The sequence below is a fragment of the Tropicibacter alexandrii genome (assembly GCF_003667315.2).
Taxonomy (GTDB): Bacteria; Pseudomonadota; Alphaproteobacteria; order Rhodobacterales; family Rhodobacteraceae; genus Tropicibacter; species Tropicibacter alexandrii.
Window position 1 is genome coordinate 86050 of record NZ_RCTZ02000016.1, and the last position, 20581, is coordinate 106630.

Consider the following 20581-nt stretch of genomic DNA (forward strand, 5'->3'; position numbering starts at 1 on the left):
GTTGGGCTATGGCAAGCGCAACCAGCAGAAAGGTCATTTCCATGTCTGACAAGATTGCCGATATCATCTACACCAAGGTCGACGAAGCGCCCGAACTGGCCTCGGCCTCGTTCCTGCCGATCATCCAGAAATTCGCCGCCGCCGCGGGCGTGTCGGTGGGCACCAAGGACATCTCGCTTGCGGGCCGCATCATTGCGACCTTCCCCGAGGCCCTGACCGAGGACCAGCGCCAGTCCGACGATCTGGCCGCCTTGGGCGAGTTGGTCAAACAGCCCGACGCCAATGTCATCAAGCTGCCCAACATCTCGGCATCCGAGCCCCAGCTGGTCGCCGCCGTCAAGGAACTGCAAAGCCAAGGCTACGCGCTGCCCGACTACCCCTATTCCCCCTCGACCGACGAGGAAAAGGCGGTGCGCGCGAAATACGACACGATCAAGGGTTCTGCCGTGAACCCCGTCCTGCGCGAGGGCAACTCGGACCGCCGCGCCGCCCCTGCGGTGAAGAAATTCGCCCAGAACAACCCGCACCGCATGGGCGAGTGGACCGCCGACAGCAAGACCCGCGTGGCGGCGATGGACGGGAATGACTTCTTCTCGAACGAAGTCTCGGCGACTCTGCCGAAAGCCGCGACCGCCAAAATCGTGCTGGAAACCGCCGAGGGCGAGACCGTGCTGAAAGAGGGTGTGTCCTACCCCGAGGGCACCGTGGTCGACGCGACCTTCATGTCGGCCAAGGCGCTGGACGCGTTCCTTGAAAGCGAAATCGAAAAGACCAAGGCCGAGGGCACGCTGTTTTCGCTGCACATGAAGGCAACGATGATGAAGGTCTCTGACCCGATCATCTTTGGCCACGCGGTCAAGGCTTGGCTGAAGCCGGTCTTCGCGCAGTACGGCGACAAGATGGCCGAGCTTGGTGTTAACCCGAACGGCGGTCTGGGCTCCCTGCTGGAGCGGGTGAAGGACGAGCCGGAGATCATGGCCGCCATCGAGGCCTGTCGCGAGCAGCGCCCGCCGATGTATATGGTGAATTCCGACAAGGGCATCACCAACCTGCACGTGCCGTCCGACGTCATCATCGACGCCTCCATGCCCGCGCTGATCCGCGCCGGCGGCAAGGGCTGGGGCCCGGATAACAAGGAGCACGACACCAATTGCGTGATCCCCGACAACTCCTACGCGCCGGTTTATGACGCGGCCATCGAGTTCTTCAAAGCCAATGGCAAGCTGAACCCGGCCACCGCAGGCACCGTTCAGAATATCGGCCTGATGGCGCAGAAGGCCGAGGAATACGGCTCGCACCCGACGACGTTCGAGATCCCCAAGGATGGCACCGTCAAGATGATCCTCGACGATGGCACCGTGCTGCATTCGCATGCCGTTGAGGCTGGTGACATCTGGCGGTCGGCGTCCGCCCGCAAGGCACCCATCGAGGACTGGGTGAACCTCGCCATCGACCGCCAGCGCCAGACCGGCTATCGCGCGATCTTCTGGCTGGACGCGAACCGTGCGCATGACGCGCAGCTGATCGACTACGTCAAGCCGATCCTCGAAGCCAAGGGCGTTGCCGACAAGTTCGAGATCATGGCGCCCCGCGAGGCGACGATTGCCTCGCTGGAGACGATCACCAAGGGTGAGAACACCATCGCCATCACCGGCAACGTGCTGCGCGACTACCTGACCGACCTGTTCCCGATCCTCGAACTGGCGACCTCGGCCAAGATGCTGTCCATCGTCAAGCTGATGAATGGCGGCGGTCTGTTCGAAACCGGTGCCGGTGGCTCTGCGCCGAAGCACGTCCAGCAGTTGCAGGAGGAAAACCACCTGCGTTGGGACTCACTGGGTGAGTTCTGCGCGCTGGGGGAAAGCTTCAAGTTCCTCGCCGACCAGAAGGGCAACGAAAAGGCCCGCGTGCTGGGTGAGGCCGTGGATGCGGCAACGCAGGGCATTCTGGACAATGACCGCAGCCCCAGCCGCAAGGTGGGTGAGCCGGACAACCGCGACAGCCATTACTGGTTCGCCCGCTACTGGGCCGAGGCGCTGGCCGCACAGTCCGACGACGCGGACCTCGCCGCGCATTTCGCCCCGATTGCTCAGGCTCTGGCCGAGGGCGAGGCGGCGATCACGTCCGAGCTGGCCGCCGCGCAAGGCAAGCCCGCGGATCTGGGTGGCTACTATCACGGTGACGCGGCCAAGACCGCTGCCGTGATGCGCCCGTCCCAGACGCTGAACGCGATCATCGGATAATCCGCGCAAGAAACAGAACCGCCCGGTGGGAAACCTCCGGGCGGTTTCCTATATCCCCGGGAACCGGCGCTGCGGTGCGGCGTTTGAATGACGTAACCAGCGACCCGGAGCCCTCATGACCGCCTCACGTGTATGTATCCTCGTCAATCCGAAAAGCGGCGATGGGGCAGGGGGCGCGTCGCGCCGCGACCGGATCGCGCGGGCGCTCGACTCCGCCGGACTGGAGGCGCGCCTGATCGATCTTCCACCCAAGCGCGACATGCATGACGTCGTCGAAGAGGCGTTGGGGCAGGGCTGCGAAACGGTGGTGGCCGCCGGGGGCGATGGCACGATCTCGGGTGTGGCCGATGCGCTGCTGAAGCACGGGCCGGGACAACGCATGGGCATCCTGCCGATGGGGACCTTCAACTATTTCGCGCGCTCTCTTGGGGTGCCGCTGGATCTGGACGCTGCCGTGGCGCAGCTTGCGCGCGGCGAGACGCGCCCGGTGCATCTTGGCATGGTCAACGGGCATGCCTTTCTCAACAACGTGTCGCTGGGCATCTACCCCTCGATCCTCTCGACCCGTGAAGGGGTCTATCGCCGCTACGGGCGCTCGCGCATCGCGGCGCATTGGTCGACGTTGCTGACCCTGCTGGGGGTCCATCGCCCCTTGCGGCTGGAGGCCGAGCTTGACGGGCAGCGCAGCGAGATGCGCACGCCCTTGGTGTTCATCGCCGCCTCGGCATTCCAGTTGGAACGCTTCAATCTGGACGGGTCCGACGCGGTGCGGGACGGCCAGTTCGCGCTGTTCGCGGCGCCGTCGGCGGGCCGCTGGGATCTTGTGCGGGCGGCACTGTCGCTGGCGGCGGGGGCGGCCCGGCGCGACGCGGATTTCCAGCTGAGCACGGCGCGCGATATCCGGCTGACCTCCAGCCGCAAGCGGCACGTGGTCGCGATGGATGGCGAGCGGCGACTGATCCGCGGGCCGATCCGCATCAACTGGTCCGAGCACCCTCTGGACGTGCTGGCCCCGGCGGAATGACGCGGATCGTGCATATCTCGGACCTGCATTTCGGGCGCGAGCGGCCGGAATTGCTGGAACCGCTGCGGCTGGCGATCCTTCAGGCCAAGCCCGACCTCGTCGCGGTCAGCGGTGACCTGACCCAGCGCGCCCGCAACCGCCAATTCCGCGCGGCGGTCGCGTTTCTCGACGGGCTGGACCGGGACTGGATCTGCGTGCCGGGCAATCACGACATGCCGCTGGACGTTGTCTGGCACCGGATGCTCTGGCCGTTCCGTCGGTACAAGCGCCACGTATCGGGCAATCTCGCGCCGGTCTGGCAGGCGCCGGGCGTGTGCCTTCAGGGGTTCAACACCGCCGATCCGTGGCAATGGCAGGCGGGCAAGGTACGGCGCTGGCAATTGTGGCGGGCCTGCTCGGCGTTTCGCGAACACACGGGCCTGAACATCGTGCTGGCCCATCATCCGTTCGAGGAACCCGAGCACAGCGACAAGGCCGCGATGAAGCGCGCCGGTCCCGCGCTGCGCGCGCTCAACGACGCGGGCGCGAACCTGATCCTGTCGGGGCATCTGCACAAATGGCAGGCCGCGCCCTTTGTCACGCCCGAGATCGGCCAGTCGATGTTGCAGGTGCATGTGGGCACCGGCCTGTCGAACCGGCTGCGCGGCGAGGAAAACGACTTCGCCGTGCTGGACGTGTCGGAAAACCGGCTGGCGATCACGCGGATGGTGGCGCGGATGTCGGGCTTCGAGGCGGAACTGCCGTTGAAATTCGCCTATGCGGACGGGTCGTGGAGCGCGCTTTAGTCGCCGCCGCCATCACCGTCGAAACCGCCCCCGCCATCGCTGTCCCATTCCCCGCCGGGCCTGTCGGGCCGGGTGGGCGAAGACCGTTCGGTGCCGTCGAAATCCGTCCAGTACCATGCGCCATTCTCGCCTTTGCGCAGCGACTTCTTGCGCCGCCGCGTACGCCGCATGCGGCGTGCAAACCAAAGCGCCAGCGCAAGACCGACAAAGGTGACGATCACATCATCGCCCGTCACGCGACGTTCACCGTTTCACGCAAGAGGGCGCGGTAGCGGGACATGCTGCCCTGAAGATGCGTGCGCATGGCCTCGCGGGCGGCGTCGGGGTCGCCGGTCAGGATCGCGTTGACGATCTCGCGGTGTTCGTTGTCGATCATCTGCTGGTAGCTGCCGGATGTGGGCCGCGCCGCATCGGGTCGCAGCGCGCGGCGGGGGATGACAGACGGGCCGAGCATGCGCAGGAATTCGGTGAATCGGGCGTTGTTGGTGGCCTCGGCAATCGCGAGATGCAGGTCGAAATCCGCCTCTGAGGTCGGCTCGCCCTGTTTGGCGAGGTCCGAGACCGTGCGGAACGCCTCGATGATGCGTTCCTCCTGCGCAGGGGAGCGGCGCTGCGCGGCCAGACCTGCCGCCTCGACCTCGACCGCGGCGCGGACTTCGAGCAGTTCGATGACCGAGGAGACCCGCGTCGGGTCCACGTCGTGGAAGGGCAGGGGGGTCGGCATTTGCCGGTCCAGCACGAAGACACCCGCGCCCTGACGCGGCTCGACCAGCCCATCGGCGCGCAGGCTGGCGATGGCCTCGCGCACCACGGTGCGGGACACGTCGAATTCGGCGGTCAGCTGGGCCTCGGACGGCAGGCGGTCGCCGGGTTTGAACTCCCCCCGCTCGATCCGGGCGCGCAGCGCGCGCAGGACAGTGACGACCAAAGTGCCTCTTTTCTGTTTCGTCTCTGCCATGGTGCGCCTCGCTTGTCTTATGACTTTTGAATATGTCTCATGAGTGGAACAGGGTCAATATCGGGCGATTTTGCCGTCTGAGCCGGGCTTTTCGGCGCTTGGGACCAGTTGTCCGACAACTCATGTGACCGGGGCCGGGTTGAACAGCGCAAGGCTGTTGTGGAGGCCGTGCCGCTCGGCCCATGTGGGCTGACCCGAGGCGGTGGCGATGTAGAGATCAAGCAGCGCCTCGCCCATCTCGTCGATGGTCGTCTCGCCGGTGGCGATGGGACCTGCGTCGAGGTCGATCAGGTCGTGCCAGCGCCGCGCGAGGCTGGAATTGGTGGCAACCTTGAGCGTCGGCATGGCTTCAAGGCTGTAGGGCGTGCCGCGCCCGGTGGTGAAGACGTGCAAGGTGCAGCCCGCGGCCAGTTGCAGCGTGCCACAGACGAAATCCGAGGCGGGCGTGGCGGCGTAGTTGAGGCCCTTGGTCACGGCGCGTTCCCCCGGCGGGATCACGGCGGTGATCGGCGAAGTGCCGGATTTGACGATACTGCCCATCGCCTTTTCCACGATGTTCGACAGGCCCCCGGCCTTGTTCCCCGGTGTGGTGTTGGCGCTGCGGTCGACCTGTCCGCGCGCAAGATAGGCGTCGTACCATGTGAGGTGGCCGATCAGGTCTTGGGCGATTTGCGGCGAGGCGGCGCGGGCAGTCAGCTGGTCGATGCCGTCGCGGACCTCAGTGTTTTCGCCGAACATCACGGTCGCGCCCGCGCGCACCAGCAGGTCGGCGGCGGCCCCAAGTGCGGGGTTGGCGGTGATGCCGGAAAACGCGTCCGAGCCGCCGCATTGCATGCCGACCGTCAGGGCGGATAGCGGGCAGTCCTCGCGTGTGCGCTGGTTGAGGCGGCCCAGATGGCCCTCGGCCTGCGTCATGATCTGGCGGATCATCGCGTCATAGCCGGTCTCATCCTGAAGGCGGACAAAGTCGGGCAGGTCGGGGAACAGCCGGTCGGGTTGAAGCTTCTCGCAGCCGAGGCTGACGGTCATGACCTCGCCGCCGAAATTCGGGTTGGCGGCGATGTTGCGCAGGGTGCGGATGGGGATGATGGCGTCGGGCGCGTCGATGGCGACGCCGCAGCCGTAGATATGGTCGAGCGCCAAGACGCCGTCGACATTGGGGAAGCGCGGCAGAAGCTCAGACCGGATGCGACGGACGGCGTGTTCCACGATGCCAGAGACACACTGAACCGTCGTCGTGATCGCCAGCAGGTTGCGCGTGCCGACGCTGCCATCGGCGTTGCGATAGCCCTTGAACGTGCGATGGATCGGCGGGCCGGGATCGCGCAGGGCCGTGCCGATGGGCAAGGCGTTGACGTCCGGGGCAGGGGGCAGGGTCAGGCGGTGTTCGTTGACCCAAGTGCCCGCCGCGACGGGTTCGGCTGCAAAGCCGATCACCACGTTGTAGCGGCGCACCTCGGCCCCTTGGGGCAGGTCGGTCAGGGCGACCTTGTGGCCCATCGGCACGCGCTCGCGCAGGGTCAGGCCCTGCACCTGCGTGCCTTCGGGCAGGCCGGTTTCATTCGCGACGACGGCGACGGTATCGGCAGGGTGGATCTGGATCAGGCGCGGGGTCATGGGCTCAGAACTTGGGGCGGCCGAACTGCCAGTCGGGGCGGTGCTTTTTCATCTCGGTCGCGTCATCGCGCACGCGGATGCCGCAGTCGAGGTAATTCTGATGCAGGCGTTTGAGCGCGTCGCGGTCAAGCGTGACGCCAAGGCCGGGGCCGTCCGGCAGGGTCAGCGCGCCGCCCTGAAAGGGCAGCTTGCCGCCCTCGATCACCTCGTCCGTCTGCCACGGTGAATGGGTGTCGCAATCATAGGTCAGGTTCGGCGTGGCGGCGGCCAGATGGGCCATGGCCGCGAGGCTGATGCCAAGGTGGGAATTGGAGTGCATGGACAGGCCCAACCCCCAGATGCGGCAGATCTCGGCCAGATCGCGGGAGGCCTTGAGCCCGCCCCAATAGTGGTGATCCGACAGGATCACGCGGAAGGCATCCTGCGCCATGTTGGGCGGCAAATGCGCGGTTTCGACGACATACATGTTGGTGGCCAGCGGAATACTCGTCGCCGCCTGCACCTGCGCGTTGCCGTCGATGCCCACGGTCGGGTCTTCGAGATATTCGATGAGGCCGTCGAGTTGCGGCAGCAGTTTCAAAGTGGTGTCCACCGTCCAGCCGCCATTCGGGTCGATCCGCAGGGGCGCATCTGGGAAGGCGGCGCGCAGGGCACGCAGACCCTCGATTTCCTCCTCGGGGGGCAGGATACCGGCCTTGAGCTTGATCGCGTTGAAGCCATGCGCGTCGATCATGCGCCAGGCCTCGTCCACCAGTTGGCTGGGGGTCAGGACTTCGCCCCAGTCATCGGGCTGTCCCCCGTGATGGCCGGCGAATTTGTAGAACAGGTAGGCGGAGAAGGGGACCGTCTCGCGCACTTGCCCGCCGAGCAGGTCGACGACGCGGCGGTTCAGCGCCTTGCCGAGCGCGTCCCACATCGCCACCTCGACCGCGCCGACGATGCGCGGGAGCAGGCGTTCTTGCCCGATATATTGCATCATCGTGCCGCCCACGACCTGCCCGCAGCGCGCCCACAGCCCGTTGAGATCGGTCACATCCATGCCGATCAGCAGCGGCGTGGCCTTGGCCAGCCCGTCGAGCACCGGCAGCGTGCCGTAGCTTTCGCCAAGGCCGATATGGCCGCTTTCGGTTTCCACCTCGATGATCGAGCGCAGGGCGAAGGGCTCGTGGCAGCCCGCATTGTTCAGCAAAGGCGGGTCGGCGAAGGCGATGGGGGTGACGCGGATATCGGCGATGCGGGTGTCGGGCATGGGACCTCTGGCGTGGCGCTGCGTGGCGCGGTCGGAGTTTGGGTATTTGGACCAAGAAGAAACGGGGGTCAGGTCTGATTGGCCAAAATGTAGTCCATGTTCAAATCCTGCCCGAGACCGGGATCGTCGCGGCCATGGACATAGCCATCTGCGTCCATCTCGTCGTCGATGCGGTTCTGGTATTCCTTGGGTTTGTCATAATCGATGAACGGGTGCAGCAGGCCGCGTTCGTAGAAGCTGGTATTGTGGATGGCGAGCGCGACGGAGAGGTTGCCCGCGCCGGTGCCGTGCATTTCGGTCGCCATGTGGAAGCACTCGGCCATGTTCGCCGTCTTCATCGCGGGGGTGATGCCGCCCACATCCCAGACGCCCGCGCGGACGAGGTCGATGGCGTCGGCTTTGACGTATTCACCCCGGATCCAGTGCTTGCCGGTCATGGTCTCGGGGCCGAGGATGTTGAGGTCGGTATTGTCGCGCAGCCATTTGTAGGAGGAGATCGAGGCCTCTTCCATCGGCTCCTCCATCCAGCGGAAGTCCAGCTCGGCCAGCTTGCGGGCAAGCCAGAGCGTGTCGGTGCGGGTGTAGAAATGGTGGGGGTCGAGCATCAGCGGCACGTCCGGGCCGACCGCCTCGCGCACGGCGGCGCAGGCCTTGTAGTCCTTCTTGGGATCGGGGGCGCCGGGCATGGGGGGCATCCAGCCATGCAGCTTGACCGCCTTGTAGCCGCGCGTGTTCACCATCCAGTCGGCGAAGCGGGCGTAGTCCTCGGGCGTGGCGAGGCCGTTTTCCAGATCATCGCCGCACATGGTCGAGCCATAGGCGAGGATCTTGGGCCGCGCGCCGCCGAGCAGCTTCCAGACGGGCATGCCTGCGGCCTTGCCCTTGAGGTCCCACAGGGCGAGGTCCATGGCGGTCAGGGTGCGGTCCAGCAATTGCCCGCCCGAGAGGCGCTGCCATTTGTAGACCTTGTACCAGAGGTTTTCGGTACACAGCGCGTCTTGGCCCAGCAGGTTGGGGCGAATGAAGCGGTCGAGCAGGTCCTCGCGCACCTCGCCGGGGCGGCAGATCACGTGACCCGTGGTGCCGTCCTCGGTGGTGATGGTCAGCAGGGCGCTGGTGGTGTCGCTTTCCGGGCCGGGATGGCCGTGCCCGTCGCTGTCGCGGACGGTGTTGGTCTTGTGGCGAAATGTCAGGGCGGTGATGTCGGTGATCTTCATGGCAGGTCTCTCAGGAAATGGGCGGCTTGGCTCAGGCAGCGGTCAGCGGCGGGGATCAGGCGACCCCGGTTGATGAAGCCGTGGGTGACGCCGGGTTCGATATGCAGGCTGGCTTGGGGCATCTTGGCCGCCAGCGCGCGGCTGTCATCGGCCAGCACGTCGCATTCGGCGGCGATGATATGGGTTGTGGGCAGGCCTGTGAGGTCACCGTTGAGCGGGGTCAGCAGGGGGTCGGCGCGGTGGGTGCCGGTCGGATCATAAAGGTCGAACAGTTCGGCCATCCGCGCGCGAGACAGGCCGAAGCCCTCGGCGTATTGGCGGTAGCTGTCGGTGTCGAAATCCGCCCCGGTGACGGGGTAGAACAGCAAGAGCGCTTCGGCACCGTCCGCCAAAACGGTGGCGAGGGCGAGGTTGCCCCCGGCAGAGGCCCCGCCAAGCGCGATGCGCCCGGCCTGTGGGCGCAGCCAGCGCAAAGCGGCGCGGCAATCGTCGAGACCGGCGGGGAAGGGGTGGCCGGGTGCCAGCCGGTAGGCGATCGAAACCACGTCCCAGCCAGAGGTCCGCGCCAGCAGGCGGCAGGCGCGGTGGTTGAGCGCGATCGACCCGCCCGTCCAGCCACCGCCATGGATGTAAAGCAGCGTTCCCCCGGTGCCGCCCTTGTAGAGCCGCGCGGCGCGGGGGGTGCCGTCGCCACCGGGATAGGTCAGGTCGTGCTCGTCGCCTTCCGGGATGCCCTCGGCCCAGAAGGTTGCCGCCTCTGTATTCGACAGGAAGCCTGCATTGACGGCTTGCGCCTCGGCGACGCCCTCGGCCAGCATCTAGGCGACCTCCGGGCGGTAGCGGTGGCGGGCCCGCGTGCCGCGCAGCTTGGGGTCGGGCAGGGGAACCGAGGACAAGAGCGCCTTGGTATAGGGGTGTTGCGGGTCCGTGATGATTTGTTCGGTCTCGCCGATCTCGACGATGCGGCCCTGATACATCACCGCCACGCGGTCGCAGAAATAGCGGATCACCGCCATGTCGTGGCTGATGAAGATGAAGGACAAGCCGCGCTCGGCTTGCAATTTCAGCAGCAGGTCAAGGACTTGGGTCCGGATCGACACATCGAGCGCCGAGGTCGGCTCATCCGCGATGACCAGCTTGGGTTCCAAGGCAATCGCGCGGGCGACGACGATGCGCTGCCGTTGCCCGCCGGAGAACGCGTGCGGGTAGCGTTCCATCATCGCGGGGTCGAGGCCGACCTCGCGCAGCAGGTGGGCCACGCGATCCTCCAGTTCCTGCCCCTTGGCGATGCCGTTGACGACCAAAGGTTCGGCGATGATCTGTTGCACGGTCATGCGCGGGTTGAGCGAGGCGAACGGGTCCTGAAAGATCATCCGCACCTCGCGCCGCGTGTCGCGCAGGACCTCCGGCCCGGCCTTGACCAGATCGCGCCCGCGATAGTCGATCAACCCGGCGTTGGGGTCATAGACACGGGCGATGCAGCGCCCGACGGTGGTCTTGCCCGATCCGCTTTCGCCGACGATCCCCAAGGCTTCGCCCTGTTTGAGGGTAAAGCTGACGCCATCCACGGCCTTGGTCACGTCGGTGACGCGCTGAAAGAACCCTTCGCGCTTTTCGAAATGCAGGTGCAGGTCGTCGACCGTCAGGATGGGGCCCGCATCCGCCGGGGGGCGAACCTTGGCGGCGGCGGGTTCCTCAAGCCGTTTGACCGCGCCCAGCAGTTTTTGCGTGTAAGGATGGCGGGGAGTGTCGAAGATCTGGTGCACGTCGCCCTGTTCGACCACGTGGCCCTTTTCCATCACCACGACCTCGTCGGCGATTTCGGCCACGACGCCCATGTCATGCGTGATGAACATGATCGCGGTGCCAAGGTCGCGTTGCAGGTTGCGCATCAGGTCGAGGATTTCGGCCTGCGTGGTCACGTCCAGCGCGGTGGTCGGCTCGTCCGCGATCAGCACGTCGGGGCGGCACGAAAGGGCCATGGCGATCATGGCGCGCTGGCGCATGCCGCCCGAGAACTCGAACGGATAGCGGTCCAGCGCCTTATCTGGCGTCGGGATTTCGACTTGCGCCAGCAGGTCGCGCGCCATCTCACGGGCCTCCTTCTTGGACACGTCGCGGTGCAGGCGGATCGCCTCGATGATCTGGCTGCCGATGGTGTGGACCGGAGACAGGCTGCTCATCGGTTCCTGAAAGATCATGCCAATGCGCCCACCGCGAATGGCGCGGATTTCCTTGCCCCTCGGGTCAAGCTCGGTCAGGCAGACGGTGTCGCCATCCTTGGGCGTGAACTCGATCCGGCCGCCATTGATGACACCGGGGCGCGGGACCATGTTCAGGATCGTGCGCGCGGTGACGGATTTGCCAGAGCCGCTTTCGCCCACGATGCAAGTGGTCTTGCCCCGGTGCAGGTCAAAGCTGATGCCGTGCAGCACATCGACGACGCCCTGCCGCAGGGAAAAGCCGACATTGAGGTCTTGGACAGAGATGATGGGGGGGGTCATGGCATGTCCTCAATGGCTGTAGGGATCGGCGGCATCGCGCATGCCATCGCCGAGGAAGTTGAAGGCCAGCACCGCGATCACGACGAAGCCACCGGGGATGAACAGCCAAGGCGCTTGGGAGATCGACAGGATGTTCTGCGCCTCCTTCAGCAGCACGCCCCACGAGATCGCCGGCGGTTGCAGGCCGAGGCCAAGGAAGGACAGGCCGGTTTCCGCGAGGATCATCAGCGGGATCGCCAGCGTCAGCGAGGCGATGATGTGCGAGGTCAGCGAGGGCAGCATGTGGCGAAAGATGATCCGCCGCTCGCTGGCCCCATCGAGCCGCGCGGCAATGACGAAATCGTCGTTCTTCATCGCCAGAAAGCGGCCCCGTACGACGCGCCCGAGCTCTGTCCAGCCAACCAGACTGACGATCAGGGTGATGACGAAATATTGCTGGTAGATCGGCCATGAGGGCGGCAAGGCGGCGGCCAGCGCCAGCCAGATCGGGATGGTGGGCAGGGAGAGGACGAACTCGATCAGCCGCTGGATCACCGCGTCGATGCGCCCGCCGTAATAGCCGGAAATCCCGCCCAGCGTGATGCCAAGGACCAGCGAGATCGCGACGCCCACCAGACCGATGCTCATGGAAATGCGGGTGCCGTACATGACCCGGCTGAACATGTCGCGGCCAAGCCGGTCTGCCCCGAACAGAAAGAACTTGTCACGCGGGTTCACGGTGGCGAACAGGTGAATGTCGGTCTCCCACAGGCCCCAGAACTTGTACTCGGCCCCGCGTCCGAACAGGCGCAGGTAGATCTTTTCGCCCGAGGGGGTGTAGCTGATGGCCAGCGTGTCCGGGTCGCGCTGCCGGTCCATTTCGTAGACATAGGGGCGGAGGCGCAGGCCATCCTCGGTCCGGTCGACGAAATGGATCATCTGTGGCGGGTGGAAGACCGCGCGGCGGTTCTGCTTGGTCGGGTCGTCGGGGGCGACGAACTCGGCAAAGATCGAGAGCAGGTACAAAAGGCCGATGATCCACAGGCCCAACTGCGCCAGTTTGTGCTTGCGAAAGGCCCACCATGTCAGCTGCCATTGGCTGGCCACGGCCAGCTTGTCGGGCTGGGCATCGACCGGCAGGTGGCTGTCGGCGGGCAGGGCGTTGGTTTCAGGCGTCTCGCCAGAGGTCGTCTCGGCGGGATTAGTCATAGCGGACCCTCGGATCGAGCAGGACAAGAAGGATGTCGGAAATCAGCATCCCGATCACGGTGAGCGAGGACAGCAGCAGGACGAATGCGCCTGCCAGATACATGTCTTGCGACAGCAGGGCTTGCAGCATCAGCGGCCCGGCGGTGGGCAGGCTGAGCACGATGGCGGTGACGACCGCGCCCGAAACGAGGTTGGGCAGGACCCAGCCGATGGTGGAGATGAACGGGTTCAGCGCCACGCGGACCGGGTATTTCATCAGCAAAGCGAATTCGGACAGGCCCTTGGCGCGGGCGGTGTCCACATAGGGTTTGTGCAACTCGTCCAGCAGGTTGGCGCGCATGACGCGGATCAGGCTGGCGGTGGCCCCGGTGCCCAGCACGACGACCGGCAACCAGAGGTGCTTCATCAGGTCGACAAACTTGGCCCAGCTCCACGGCGCGTTCTGATATTCAGAGGAAAACAGCCCGCCCACATCCGCGCCGAAATGCACGACGCCGATATACATCAGGACGAGGGCCAGCAGGAAGTTGGGGGTGGCAAGGCCGATAAAGCCCAGCGTGGTCACGACGTAATCGCCGATGGAATATTTACGGACGGCGGAAAAGATGCCGATCGGCAGGGCGACGGCCCATGTGAACAGCAGGGTAGAAAAGGACAGCATCATGGTCAGGCCCATGCGTTCCCAGACAAGGTCGGACACGGGCTGCCGCCATTCGAAGGACATGCCGAAATCGCCTTGGACGAGGTTCGACACCCATTTGAAGTATTGCACATAGAGCGGCTGATCGAGCCCGAAGCGCGCGCGCAGATTGTCGACGGAGGCTTGGTCGAGCACCTCGTTCGATTCACCGAGCTTGGCGATATAGGTGGTCAGGTAGTCGCCGGGCGGGGCCTGGATCAGCAGGAAGGCGACGACGGAGACGGCAAAGAGAAACGGGACCATCCAGAGGATGCGTTTCAGGATATAGCGCCAGATCATGAGGGGGTCCTTGTCGGGTCTTGCGCCCCGTTCAGGGCCGCAGTTCCGGAAAGTAGGATGGGTGATCACCCATCCTACTCAGTGGTTCACTCTGCGTAGTAGTAGGTCTGCGGCAGGGTGGGGCCGGGATCGGGATACATCCACGAGGCGGGGATGGCCTCCGGCACGTTGCGCAGCTTGGCGTTCACCACACCGACGAGGTTCGGGGCCAGCGAGATGCCGATGACTTCCAGTTCCTCGGCCGCGATGGTATGGATCTGGCGGAAGATATCCAGCGCCTTGCCTTGATCGGCCTCGGCCTTGTAGGCGTCGTACAGCGCCAGCCGTTTCTTCATCGCCTCGGTCGGCTCCTCGCCCTCCGAGCCACCGGACAGGTACCAGCGCGTCCACGGAATAGCGAACCACGAGGCCTGGGGATGTACCGCCAGCACGTCGCGCGGGGACAGCGTCGGGTCCAGCCCGCCGGGCGCGCCCCAGACCATGAAGTCATGCTCGTTCGCCTCGCCGCGCGAGTAGTAGATCGAGCGTTCGACGGAGCTTGCGTTCAGCTCGACCCCGATCTCTTCCCACTGCTCCTTGATGATTTCGAGGCTGTCGCCCCAATCCGGCTGTTCGATGCCCGTGTAGTTCACGTTGAAGGTGAACCGGCGGCCATCGGGCAGCAGGCGATAGCCATCGCCGTCGCGCTCGGTCAGGCCCGCCTGATCCAGCAACTCGTTGGCGCGGTCGGGATCGTATTCGGTCAACTGGCGGCCCAGCTTTTCGTTATATAGCACATGATCCGGGCGCGGGCCGATCTGCCACGGCTCGCCCTGACCGGCGTAGACGATGTCGATGATCTCTTCGCGGTCGATGCCCAACGACAGCGCCGCGCGCACATCGCGGTTGCGGATCACGTCGCGCATGACCGGATCCTTGTGGGTCATGTTGAAATGGATCGCCATCGAGTTGGAGTTCGAGTTGATCATGTTCAGGATCTTGTAGCCGCCCTTTTCCATGTTCTCGGCCAGCACGGGCTTGTTCGAGATGTTGGAAATCTTGCGGCGCTGCATGTCGATATTGCCGGCGACGGCCTCCAGCAGCAGGGCTTGGTTGTCCTGCGCGACGCCCATTTGCAGCTTGTCGATATAGGGCAGTTGGTTGCCCTCGGTGTCGACCTGCCAGAAATAGGGGTTGCGCTCCATCACCACTTGGGTGGACCCGGCGGAATAGCCCTCGCCCGTGACCAGCCACGGGTCGAGCGTCGGGCGCTCGGGGTTGGACCAGCGGTTGGGGGCCTCGACCTCGCCGCAGTTCAAGCGGTAGAGCGCGGGCCAATCCTCGACCGCCTCGGTTTCGTCCACCATCTTCTGGACGTCGGGGTTATATTTCGGGTGGAATTGCTGGCAGTAATGCTTTGCCCACAGGACGGGTTCCTGCGCCAAGGGCGTTGCCAGTTCCGTCAGGAAGGTGCCATAGGGCGCGGCAAAGATCAGCTTGACCGTGTGGTCGTCGACCTTCTCGGCGCGCATCGCCTCGCCTGCCACGACGAACCGCGCGGGCGGATTGGGGTAGAATTCCTTGTTGTGCAACAGGTCATCGACGAAGAAGACGATGTCATCGGCGGTAAAGGGCGTGCCGTCCGACCATTTCATCCCCTCGCGCAGGTGAAAGGTGAACTCGGTGCCCTCGTCGTTGACCTCCCAGCTTTCGGCGACATTGGGAACCACCTCGGAGAAATCCGGCTTCCACCGGGTCAGGCCCTGCGGGCTGACCACGCGCAGGATCGAGTTGTGGTCGTTCGAGCCGCCCAGCATCCGGCGCAGCGTGCCGCCATAGGTGCCGATGGACTCCAGCGGCGCGATGACCTCGGGCTTGGCGGGCAGGCGGTCGTCCACGGGGGGCAGGTCGCCCGCCTCGACGGCTGCGTCCAGCATGGGTGCCTGTTCATAGGCGAATGCCGCAAGGGGTGTCATGAGCGCCAAGGCGGCGGCCGTCCCCAGAATGCGTCTTGCAAATGACATTGGTGTTTTCCTCCCTTTCCGGGCCATTTCGACCCGTGGCCGAATTGGTGACATTTCATTTGCCAAGTTGTCAAATGTTTAATACGACATGTCCGACAAGTTATAAGACAAGACGTGAGTCTGAGGGGCCTGACATGACCGCTATCACCGTGGAAAGCGTGGTAAACCTGCCGTCCGGCGTGGGCGAGGGGGCCGTCTGGGACGACGTTGCGCAGGTTTTGTGGTGGGTCGATATCCCGGCGGGACTTATCCACAGATTCGACCCTGCCACGGGGACGAATCAGGGCAAGAGCTTTGGTGAACCTGTCGGATGTCTGGCCCTGAGGGAGAGCGGCGGGATGATCGTCGCGGCGAAATCGGGGTTCTACATCTACGACTGGCAGACCGAGACGCGCGAGGCGCTGAGCGATCCGGAACACGGACTGCCCGAAAACCGCTTCAACGACGGGACGACCGACGCGCAGGGGCGGTTTTGGGCCGGAACGATGAAGGATGGCGGCGACCCCGAGCCGCTCGGCGCATTCTACCGGATGGATACGGATTTCGGCGTGACGAAATGGCGGGATCGGGTCTTTACCACCAACGGGCTGGCGTTTTCGCCGGACGGCAAGACGATGTATTTCTCGGACAGCAATCCGGGCGTGCGCACGATCTGGGCCGCCAATTATGACGGGGATACCGGCACGCCGCATGATGTCCGGGTGTTCTTTGATACGCGGGCGGTCAAAGGCCGCCCCGATGGTGGCACCGTCGATTCGGACGGGTGTTACTGGCAGGCGGGGGTGTCGGGCGGACAATTGTACCGGATCACGCCGGCTGGTGCGGTCGATATGGTCATCGACGTGCCCGTCGAAAAGCCGACCAAGCCGATGTTCGGCGGGCCGGATTTCAAGACGCTGTACGTAACCTCCATCGGCGCGGGGCAGAGCGAGCCGGGCGCAGGAAACCTGTTCGCCATCACCGGGCATGGCTGTCAGGGTGTGGCTCAGACACGGTTCAAGGGGTAGGGCGATGAAGATCACCGGATTGCGCAGCTTCATGACCTGCGACCGCGACCGCCCGCGCGTGCTGGTCGCCATCGACACCGATGAGGGCATCACCGGCTGGGGCGAGTGCTATAATCACGGGCCGGACAAAGCCTTGATCCCGCTGCTGGATTACCTCTTCCTCCAGATCGTGGGCGAGGACCCGCGCCGGATCGAGCGCATCATGCTGAAGCTCTTGCAACAGGCGCGCTTTCCGCCCGGCGCGCTGGGTCTGGCGGCGCATAGCGCCATCGACCACGCGCTGTGGGACATCTCGGCCAAGGCGTTGGGCGTGCCGGTCTACCAATTGCTCGGCGGCGCGGTGCGCGACCGGGTGCGGGTCTATCTGGGCGTCTACAGCGCCCCCGATCCGCTGGAGGTGCGCGATTTCTGCGCCGCCCAGCAGGAGCTTTATGGCCTGACCGCCTTCAAGATGTCGCCCTACCGGATCGACCCGAACAGCGCGCCGTGGGGCAAGGTCCTGACCGCCACCGCTGATTGGGTCGCGGTGCTGCACGCCGCCTGCCCGGATTATGAATTTGCCTATGACGCCCATGCCAAGCTGTATGAGCCATGGCAGGCGGTGCAATTGGGGCAGGTGCTGGGCCAGTTCCATCCGCTGTTCTACGAGGAGCCGATGCGGCCCGAGAATATCGACGCGTGGGGCGCGCTGAAGGCGCAGCTGACCGTGCCGCTTGCGACCGGCGAGAGCCTGTATAACCGCTGGGAATTCCTGCGGCTTTTGCAGGCGAAGGGCGCGGATATCGTCCAGCCCGACATCTGCGCCGTGGGCGGCATCACCGAGATGCGGCGGATCGCGGCGCTGGCCGATGCATTTTACGTCAATGTCGCGCCGCACAACCCGATGGGGCCGCTGGCGACGGCGGTGAACCTGCATTTCTGCGCGGCGCTGACCAACTTCAAGATCCTCGAATACCGCCTGCCCAAGGGGGCGAGTTACCATTCCGACGGCATGGGCGGCTCGGACAGCGCGGATTACGTGGTCGACCCGTATCTGCCAAAGGACGGCTATCTGGACCTGCGCCCCGACCGCCCCGGCTGGGGCGTCGAGATCGACGAGGCGTATCTGAAAACCGACCGCTACGTGCATTGGGAACGCAAACTGCCTGTGCGGCCCGATGGCTCGACAGGGTATGTGTGATGCTGACGCGTGAGACCTTGCGCGGGTTGCTGCGCCAGCCTGCCTCCGCCCAGGCGGATATCCCGCAGATATTCCTGCTGCCCGAGGGCGAGGGGCCGTTCCCGGCGGTGCTCTATTGCCACGCGCATGGCGGCAACTACCCGCTGGGCAAGTCGGAACTGACCGAAGGCTCCGGCTGGACCGATGGCAAGCCCTATGCGCCCGACCTGCTGGCGGCGGGCTTTGCGGTGCTGTGCCTCGACATGGCCTGTTTCGAGGAGCGCCAGAACGAGGGGCCGGAAAGTGCTGCCAGCAAGGCTGCGCTGTGGCGGGGGCAGACCCTTTTTGGGGCGATGTTGAAGGACCTGCAAAGTGGCTTGGACCGGCTATGCGCCGATCCAAGGATCGACAGCGCGCGGATCTATACGCTGGGCGGATCGATGGGCGGCGCGCATGCCCTGTGGCTGGCGGCGCTGGACGAACGCGTCGCCGGGTCGGCCCACCTGTTCTTTTTCTCCGATATAGGCCCGCTGATCGACGCCGATATGCACGACCCGCACGGGCATTATCTGACGGTGCCGGGTCTGCTGGAGCATGGCGATGTGGGCGACGTCGCCGCGCTGATCGCCCCGCGCCCGCAATTCGTGGGCACCGGGGGCGAGGATCGCTTCACCCCCGATTTCGCGCGCCTGCCCGCCACCGACCGCCTGACGCAGGCCTATGCAGGCAGCCCCTTGCAGGTCAAACACATCCCCGACACGGGGCACAAAGAAACCCCAGATATGCGCCGCGCGGTGATGGATTTCCTCACCCGCGCAGCCGGAAAGGAGACCACATGAAACGATTGCTCATCACGGGTGCTGCGGGGGGGCTTGGCTCTGTCATGCGCGACAAGCTGGCCCATCTGGCTGACACGATCCGCCTGTCGGACATGTCCGACATGGGCGAGGCGAAATCCAACGAGGAAATCGTCACATGTGATCTGGGGGATGCGGCTGCGGTCGAGGACTTGGTCAAAGGGTGCGACGGCATCGTGCATTTCGGCGGCAAAAGCACCGAGGGCCCGTGGTCGGTCATCAACAACGCCAATATCCAAGGCGTCGTGAACCTGTACGAGGCGGCGCGCAAACATGGCATGCCGCGCATCGTCTTTGCCTCGTCGAACCACGCGATTGGCTTCTACCGGCAGGATCAGGTGATCGACAACACGGTCTATCCGCGCCCCGACGGGCTGTATGGCGTGTCCAAGGTCTTCGGCGAGGCGATGGCCAATGCCTATCACGACAAATTCGGGCAAGAGACCGCCATCGTGCGCATCGGGTCGTGTTTCCCCGAACCGCGCAACCACCGGATGCTGTCCACATGGATGAGCTATGACGATTTCGCCCGGATGATCGAGCGCATCTTTGACGTGCCGAAGTTGGGTTGCCCGATCATCTACGGCGCCTCGGCCAATACCGCCACCTTCTGGGACAATTCCAAGGTCGCGTGGCTGGGCTGGCAGCCGCAGGACAACTCTGAATCCTACCGCGCGCAGGTCGATGCCAACACGCCGAAACCCGCCCCCGACGCGCCCGACGTGCTGTGGCAGGGCGGTATGTTCTGCGCCGACACAATCCACGAAGAATAAGGACCACCCGACATGATTGCCCCCACCGACCTGCGCGAGATCATCCGATCCGGCCTTTTGTCCTTTCCCGTCACGCCGTTCGACGATCAGGACCAGTTCAACGCGACCGCCTTTCGCGCGCATCTGGAATGGCTGCAACCGCATCCCATCGCCGGGCTGATCGTGGCGGGCGGCACGGGCGAGCTGTTCTCGCTGACCCCGGCCGAGATCGTCGAGGTGGTGAAGACGGCCAAAGAGGCGCAGCCGAATGACCCGATCATCGCGGGCTGCGGCTATGGCACGCGCATGGCGGTCGAGATCGCCCAAGGGATCGAGGCGGCGGGGGGCGACGGTATCCTGCTCTTGCCGCACTACCTGATCGGCGCGCCGCAAGACGGGATCGAGGCGCATATTCGAACCGTCTGCAAAGCCACCAATATGGGCGTGATCGTCTACAATCGCGGGCAATCGGTGGTCAGCGCCGACACCTTGGCGCGGCTGGCGGACGATTGCCCCAACCTGATCGGCTTCAAGGACGGCACGGGCGATATCGACACGGTCAAGCGGATCACGGTGAACAACGGCAACCGGCTGGCCTATATCGGCGGCATGCCCACGCATGAGCTGTTCGCGCAGGCGTTTCGCGGTGCCGGGGTGGATACCTATAGCTCGGCTGTGTTCAACTTCGTCCCCGAAACCGCGCTGGCCTTTCACAAGGCGTTTCAGGCCGGGGACGATGCGACCTGCGAACAGATGCTGCGGGATTTCTACTATCCGTTCGCCAAGATACGCGACCGCAAGACCGGCTACGCGGTTTCGGCGATCAAGGCCGGGGTCAAGCTGCGGGGCTTTGCCACTGGCCCGGTGCGGTCGCCTCTGACCGACCTGACCGAGGAAGAAATCGCGATGATGCAGGATCTGATCGACGGACGCAGCTGAACGCGGTCTGTTGCAACCAAGTTGAAATGTCGCGTGGTTGGCAAAGCAGAAATGTCCCACCTGGAGCGCCGTGAGCGCAGCCGGGCAGGGCGGAGACCTC

At 64.9% G+C, this 20581-nt stretch carries 18 protein-coding genes; 8 read left to right on the top strand and 10 right to left on the bottom strand.

The genetic code is table 11. The features are described 5' to 3' along the window. Positions 1–41: 41 nt before the first annotated feature. The 3 genes from D8Z78_RS18155 (at position 42) to D8Z78_RS18165 (ending at position 4052) form a co-directional block, all read left to right on the top strand. Entirely contained in the window at positions 42–2243 is a 2202-nt protein-coding gene (locus D8Z78_RS18155) for an NADP-dependent isocitrate dehydrogenase (protein WP_121633861.1), read from the top strand. 115 nt (positions 2244–2358) lie between these two features. Continuing rightward, complete coding sequence (locus tag D8Z78_RS18160; protein WP_121633863.1) at positions 2359–3267, top strand: diacylglycerol/lipid kinase family protein; 909 nt, start codon at positions 2359–2361, stop codon at positions 3265–3267. Further along, positions 3264–4052 carry a metallophosphoesterase family protein gene (locus tag D8Z78_RS18165; RefSeq protein ID WP_121633865.1) on the top strand — a complete coding sequence of 263 codons (789 nt, stop codon included), beginning with the start codon at positions 3264–3266 and terminating at the stop codon, positions 4050–4052. Before D8Z78_RS18160 ends, D8Z78_RS18165 begins: the two co-directional genes overlap by 4 nt. On the opposite strand, the gene D8Z78_RS18170 is transcribed toward D8Z78_RS18165, so the two are convergent. From D8Z78_RS18170 to D8Z78_RS18215, 10 genes are all read right to left on the bottom strand, one after another. Continuing rightward, positions 4049–4288, bottom strand: coding sequence for a hypothetical protein (locus D8Z78_RS18170; protein WP_121633867.1), 240 nt, complete (start codon positions 4286–4288; stop codon positions 4049–4051). The two genes, D8Z78_RS18165 and D8Z78_RS18170, sit on opposite strands and share 4 nt — an antisense overlap. Further along, positions 4285–5010, bottom strand: a complete 726-nt coding sequence (locus tag D8Z78_RS18175; protein WP_121633869.1) for a FadR/GntR family transcriptional regulator — start codon at positions 5008–5010, stop codon at positions 4285–4287. Before D8Z78_RS18175 ends, D8Z78_RS18170 begins: the two co-directional genes overlap by 4 nt. Positions 5011–5130: 120 nt before the next feature. Beyond that, a complete protein-coding gene (garD, locus tag D8Z78_RS18180; protein WP_121633871.1) occupies positions 5131–6627 on the bottom strand; it encodes a galactarate dehydratase in 1497 nt (498 codons plus the stop codon). 4 nt (positions 6628–6631) lie between these two features. Next, positions 6632–7876 carry an enolase C-terminal domain-like protein gene (locus D8Z78_RS18185; RefSeq protein ID WP_121633873.1) on the bottom strand — a complete coding sequence of 415 codons (1245 nt, stop codon included), beginning with the start codon at positions 7874–7876 and terminating at the stop codon, positions 6632–6634. A gap of 68 nt (positions 7877–7944) precedes the next feature. Continuing rightward, positions 7945–9093, bottom strand: a complete 1149-nt coding sequence (locus D8Z78_RS18190) for an enolase C-terminal domain-like protein (protein WP_121633875.1) — start codon at positions 9091–9093, stop codon at positions 7945–7947. After that, complete coding sequence (locus D8Z78_RS18195) at positions 9090–9911, bottom strand: alpha/beta hydrolase (protein WP_121633876.1); 822 nt, start codon at positions 9909–9911, stop codon at positions 9090–9092. The genes D8Z78_RS18190 and D8Z78_RS18195 overlap by 4 nt, the downstream gene beginning before the upstream one ends. Further along, positions 9912–11597, bottom strand: coding sequence for an ABC transporter ATP-binding protein (locus D8Z78_RS18200; protein ID WP_121633879.1), 1686 nt, complete (start codon positions 11595–11597; stop codon positions 9912–9914). It lies immediately after the preceding gene. Positions 11598–11606: 9 nt separating this feature from the next. After that, entirely contained in the window at positions 11607–12785 is a 1179-nt protein-coding gene (locus D8Z78_RS18205; RefSeq protein WP_121633881.1) for an ABC transporter permease, read from the bottom strand. Continuing rightward, complete coding sequence (locus tag D8Z78_RS18210; protein ID WP_240672176.1) at positions 12778–13764, bottom strand: ABC transporter permease; 987 nt, start codon at positions 13762–13764, stop codon at positions 12778–12780. Before D8Z78_RS18210 ends, D8Z78_RS18205 begins: the two co-directional genes overlap by 8 nt. A gap of 86 nt (positions 13765–13850) precedes the next feature. Then, entirely contained in the window at positions 13851–15767 is a 1917-nt protein-coding gene (locus tag D8Z78_RS18215; protein ID WP_206169701.1) for an ABC transporter substrate-binding protein, read from the bottom strand. Positions 15768–15901: 134 nt separating this feature from the next. On the opposite strand from D8Z78_RS18215, the gene D8Z78_RS18220 reads away from it, so the two are divergent. Genes D8Z78_RS18220 through D8Z78_RS18240 form a run of 5 tightly spaced genes read left to right on the top strand, consistent with a single transcriptional unit; the run spans position 15902 to position 20481 of the window. After that, positions 15902–16774 carry an SMP-30/gluconolactonase/LRE family protein gene (locus D8Z78_RS18220; RefSeq protein WP_164933006.1) on the top strand — a complete coding sequence of 291 codons (873 nt, stop codon included), beginning with the start codon at positions 15902–15904 and terminating at the stop codon, positions 16772–16774. Between the two features lie 4 nt (positions 16775–16778). Further along, complete coding sequence (locus D8Z78_RS18225) at positions 16779–17954, top strand: mandelate racemase/muconate lactonizing enzyme family protein (protein ID WP_121633885.1); 1176 nt, start codon at positions 16779–16781, stop codon at positions 17952–17954. Next, on the top strand, positions 17954–18772 hold the full coding sequence (locus D8Z78_RS18230) for an alpha/beta hydrolase family protein (RefSeq protein WP_121633887.1): 819 nt from the start codon (positions 17954–17956) through the stop codon (positions 18770–18772). Before D8Z78_RS18225 ends, D8Z78_RS18230 begins: the two co-directional genes overlap by 1 nt. After that, on the top strand, positions 18769–19563 hold the full coding sequence (locus D8Z78_RS18235; protein WP_121633889.1) for an NAD-dependent epimerase/dehydratase family protein: 795 nt from the start codon (positions 18769–18771) through the stop codon (positions 19561–19563). Before D8Z78_RS18230 ends, D8Z78_RS18235 begins: the two co-directional genes overlap by 4 nt. A 15-nt stretch (positions 19564–19578) precedes the next feature. Continuing rightward, positions 19579–20481: a 5-dehydro-4-deoxyglucarate dehydratase gene (locus D8Z78_RS18240; RefSeq protein ID WP_206169703.1), complete on the top strand. Its 903-nt coding sequence runs from the start codon at positions 19579–19581 to the stop codon at positions 20479–20481. Positions 20482–20581 lie beyond the last annotated feature (100 nt).

What these genes read in the sequence shown, in the direction of transcription:
- D8Z78_RS18155 (WP_121633861.1), top strand. Translation starts at nt 42, where the DNA reads ATGTCTGACAAGATTGCCGATATCATCTACACCAAGGTCGACGAAGCG.
- D8Z78_RS18160 (WP_121633863.1), top strand. Translation starts at nt 2,359, where the DNA reads ATGACCGCCTCACGTGTATGTATCCTCGTCAATCCGAAAAGCGGCGAT.
- D8Z78_RS18165 (WP_121633865.1), top strand. Translation starts at nt 3,264, where the DNA reads ATGACGCGGATCGTGCATATCTCGGACCTGCATTTCGGGCGCGAGCGG.
- D8Z78_RS18175 (WP_121633869.1), bottom strand. Translation starts at nt 5,010, where the DNA reads ATGGCAGAGACGAAACAGAAAAGAGGCACTTTGGTCGTCACTGTCCTG.
- garD (WP_121633871.1), bottom strand. Translation starts at nt 6,627, where the DNA reads ATGACCCCGCGCCTGATCCAGATCCACCCTGCCGATACCGTCGCCGTC.
- D8Z78_RS18185 (WP_121633873.1), bottom strand. Translation starts at nt 7,876, where the DNA reads ATGCCCGACACCCGCATCGCCGATATCCGCGTCACCCCCATCGCCTTC.
- D8Z78_RS18190 (WP_121633875.1), bottom strand. Translation starts at nt 9,093, where the DNA reads ATGAAGATCACCGACATCACCGCCCTGACATTTCGCCACAAGACCAAC.
- D8Z78_RS18195 (WP_121633876.1), bottom strand. Translation starts at nt 9,911, where the DNA reads ATGCTGGCCGAGGGCGTCGCCGAGGCGCAAGCCGTCAATGCAGGCTTC.
- D8Z78_RS18200 (WP_121633879.1), bottom strand. Translation starts at nt 11,597, where the DNA reads ATGACCCCCCCCATCATCTCTGTCCAAGACCTCAATGTCGGCTTTTCC.
- D8Z78_RS18205 (WP_121633881.1), bottom strand. Translation starts at nt 12,785, where the DNA reads ATGACTAATCCCGCCGAGACGACCTCTGGCGAGACGCCTGAAACCAAC.
- D8Z78_RS18210 (WP_240672176.1), bottom strand. Translation starts at nt 13,764, where the DNA reads ATGATCTGGCGCTATATCCTGAAACGCATCCTCTGGATGGTCCCGTTT.
- D8Z78_RS18215 (WP_206169701.1), bottom strand. Translation starts at nt 15,767, where the DNA reads ATGTCATTTGCAAGACGCATTCTGGGGACGGCCGCCGCCTTGGCGCTC.
- D8Z78_RS18220 (WP_164933006.1), top strand. Translation starts at nt 15,902, where the DNA reads ATGACCGCTATCACCGTGGAAAGCGTGGTAAACCTGCCGTCCGGCGTG.
- D8Z78_RS18225 (WP_121633885.1), top strand. Translation starts at nt 16,779, where the DNA reads ATGAAGATCACCGGATTGCGCAGCTTCATGACCTGCGACCGCGACCGC.
- D8Z78_RS18230 (WP_121633887.1), top strand. Translation starts at nt 17,954, where the DNA reads ATGCTGACGCGTGAGACCTTGCGCGGGTTGCTGCGCCAGCCTGCCTCC.
- D8Z78_RS18235 (WP_121633889.1), top strand. Translation starts at nt 18,769, where the DNA reads ATGAAACGATTGCTCATCACGGGTGCTGCGGGGGGGCTTGGCTCTGTC.